This window comes from Mesorhizobium sp. M7A.F.Ca.US.005.03.1.1, assembly GCF_003997975.1.
Taxonomy (GTDB): domain Bacteria; phylum Pseudomonadota; class Alphaproteobacteria; order Rhizobiales; family Rhizobiaceae; genus Mesorhizobium; species Mesorhizobium ciceri.
This window is the reverse complement of the sequence record NZ_RZRO01000200.1, coordinates 1-2,544: the sequence shown is the minus strand read 5'-3', so window position 1 is coordinate 2,544 and position 2,544 is coordinate 1. Positions and strand designations below refer to the sequence as shown.

At 59.7% G+C, this 2,544-nt stretch carries 4 protein-coding genes; 3 read left to right on the top strand and 1 reads right to left on the bottom strand.

Features of this window, described 5'->3' with window-relative positions; genetic code table 11:
• The 3 genes from trbG to EN990_RS35070 all read left to right on the top strand — a co-directional run.
• Nucleotides 1–797: P-type conjugative transfer protein TrbG (trbG, locus tag EN990_RS35080; RefSeq protein ID WP_127388574.1), on the top strand; the 797-nt coding region annotated here is incomplete at its 5' end.
• Complete coding sequence (locus tag EN990_RS35075) at nucleotides 794–2,008, top strand: TrbI/VirB10 family protein (protein WP_063169228.1); 1,215 nt, start codon at nucleotides 794–796, stop codon at nucleotides 2,006–2,008. The genes trbG and EN990_RS35075, both read left to right, overlap by 4 nt.
• Before the next feature lie 12 nt (nucleotides 2,009–2,020).
• Nucleotides 2,021–2,263, top strand: coding sequence for a DUF2274 domain-containing protein (locus tag EN990_RS35070; protein WP_024502859.1), 243 nt, complete (start codon nucleotides 2,021–2,023; stop codon nucleotides 2,261–2,263).
• Nucleotides 2,264–2,292: 29 nt separating this feature from the next.
• Here EN990_RS35070 and EN990_RS35880 read toward each other — a convergent pair.
• Nucleotides 2,293–2,544: hypothetical protein (locus EN990_RS35880; protein ID WP_206516445.1), on the bottom strand; the 252-nt coding region annotated here is incomplete at its 5' end.

Below are 2,544 nucleotides of genomic sequence, written 5' to 3'. Positions count from 1 at the left end.
CCCCTGAAGAACGCGTCGCTGATGCCAACAAAGCCGCGACCCAGCAACCCACCAAGTACGGGTATGTTAATGCCGTGCAAGTCTACCCCTTCACCGATGGCGCGCTTTATCAACTCTATGCCGCGCCGGAGCGCGTGACCGACATCGCTCTGCAGCCGGGCGAGAAACTAACCGCCGTGTCGGCTGGCGACACCGTGCGCTGGGTCATTGGCGATACCGCAAGCGGCACCGGTGACAATCAGCGCACCCATGTTCTGGTAAAACCCTTCGCGCCGGGTCTTGCCACCAATGTCGTCATTACGACGGACCGGCGGACCTATCATTTGCAGCTTCAAAGCACCGAGAAGACCGCAATGGCGGCAATCTCCTGGACCTACAGCCAAGACCAGATCATCGCGCTTCGCCAGCGCAATGCTCAAGCCGAGGCAGTTACACCGGTCGCGTCGAATATCGCGCTCGAAAACCTTCGCTTTCGCTACTCAATCAGTGGCGACACACCGCCCTGGAGACCGACGCGAGCCTTCGACGACGGCAGCAAGGTCTATATTGAGTTCCCTCGTCGCATAGATCAGGGCGAGGCGCCACCACTCTTCATCGTCGGCGCAGATGGGAGCAGCGAGCTCGTCAACTATCGCGTGCGCGGCAACTATTACATCGTCGATCGGCTCTTCGCCGCGGCCGAACTTCGCCTCGGCACCAAGCGGCAGCAGGTGATCCGCATCAGCAGGATTGACGGCAGGCAACCGCAACGGCGGATCTCGCTCTTTCGCGGCAGCCGGCGAGGTGAGGACTCATGATCGAAAATTCCCGCTCTGGCATCCCGCCGAAACTGGATCCCGAGGAACTGCAGCTTCGGGCCTCTCCCCGCCGCGTGGTGCGGTTCAGGCGCGGTGTGATCATCGCGATCGCAGCGCTCGGATCCGGCGCTGTCTTCGGCGTTACCATGATCGCCCTCCAGGGGCCGGCCCTTCGCATCAGGGATCAGGCGGAAGATCTCTACAACACTGAGCGCAAACCAACCGCCGAGGGGCTCGATACGCTTCCCCATGACTATTCCGGCATGAAGCCGAAGCCTCCCGTCCTTGGGCTACCTTTGCCGGGCGACCTCGGCCGCCCCATCCTCGAGCGGCAGCGCCAGCTCGGCATCGTGCCGGGCCAAGACATCTCGGCCGAGGAGCAGCGTCTAGCGCAGCAGGCGATCGAAGCGCGTGAATCGCGGGTGCTTTTCCGCGTCGAAAATCGAGCTCAAAAGACAGATGTCGGAGAGAGCGTGCAAACTGCTCAGCATCCATTTGAGGCGCTTCCCCAATCCGAAGCAGGACGCGCGTCAGCCTCGGTGGCGGCGGCGGAAGGCGACCAGAACAATCAGCAGCGAAAGCTTGATTTTCTCAGCCAGCGGAGCACTGGCGGGATCTACAATCCGCATGCGCTGCAGACGCCGATCTCGCCATATCAACTGATGGCTGGCAGCGTGATTGCCGCCAGCCTGATCACCGGCATCAATTCCGATTTGCCGGGCCTTGTCGTCGCGCAAGTCACCGAAAATGTGCACGACACGGTCACGGGCAACATATTGCTGATTCCGCAGGGCTCACGTCTTATCGGCGTCTACGACAGCGTCGTCGCGTTCGGGCAAAAGCGAGCGCTGCTGGTCTGGCAGCGCATTCTGCTGCCCGACGGCTCGTCGGCCGAAATCGACAATCTGCCCGCGAGCGACACCGCCGGCTACGCAGGGCTGGAAGACGAAGTCGATTTCCACACTTGGCAGATGATCAAGGGAGTGGCGCTTGCCACATTGCTCGGTGTCGGCACAGAATTCAGCCTCGGCGAAAACGAGAGCGATCTGGTCAAGGCGATCCGGGAATCAGCCCAGCAGAACGCCAGTCGAGCCGGCCAGCGCATCACCGAAAAAAACCTCAATATCCAGCCCACCATCGTCGTCCGCCCAGGTTGGCCACTGCGCGTCATCGTGCACAAGGACATCGTGCTGCGGCCATACGCCAGTTGAGCAGGAGTTATCATGGCTGACCTGAAACTTGGAAAACTTCCGGACCGAACAGCTTCGAAGATCACCATTACCGTCAGCGCGGAGCTGAGCCAAACACTCAAGGAGTATGCTGCACTTTACCGTCAGACCTATGGTCAGTCTGAAACCGTGGCAGAACTCATCCCTTTCATGCTGGCGGCGTTTCTGGAAGGCGACCGAGCCTTTGCCAAGGCCAGAAAGGAACGTCTGCCGACGGAGCTTGCCGGAAAATCGTGACTCCTCCGCTAGGGCAGCTGGAACATTGCCTAGCTGTCGCGACCTACCTGCTCCTCGCGAAGCATAGGATCAAACACCTTGGAATGCAGGTATGCGCAAGAGATGATGTGGAAGGAGATACCGCGCAACAGCCTAAGTTTGCATTTTCGATTTGGTCGGCCGTGAACTATCCGCAAGCCATTGATCTGGCCTGTTGATTGAGGCGGATAGCGGCTTTGGAATTGCAGGATTAGCGGTATTTGGACGCTGTTTTCCTGCAATTCGGTTTTGCGATTCCCTTG

Bases quoted from the DNA above. Each gene is read 5' to 3' on its own strand.
- EN990_RS35075 (WP_063169228.1), top strand. From the start codon at position 794: ATGATCGAAAATTCCCGCTCTGGCATCCCGCCGAAACTGGATCCCGAG.
- EN990_RS35070 (WP_024502859.1), top strand. From the start codon at position 2,021: ATGGCTGACCTGAAACTTGGAAAACTTCCGGACCGAACAGCTTCGAAG.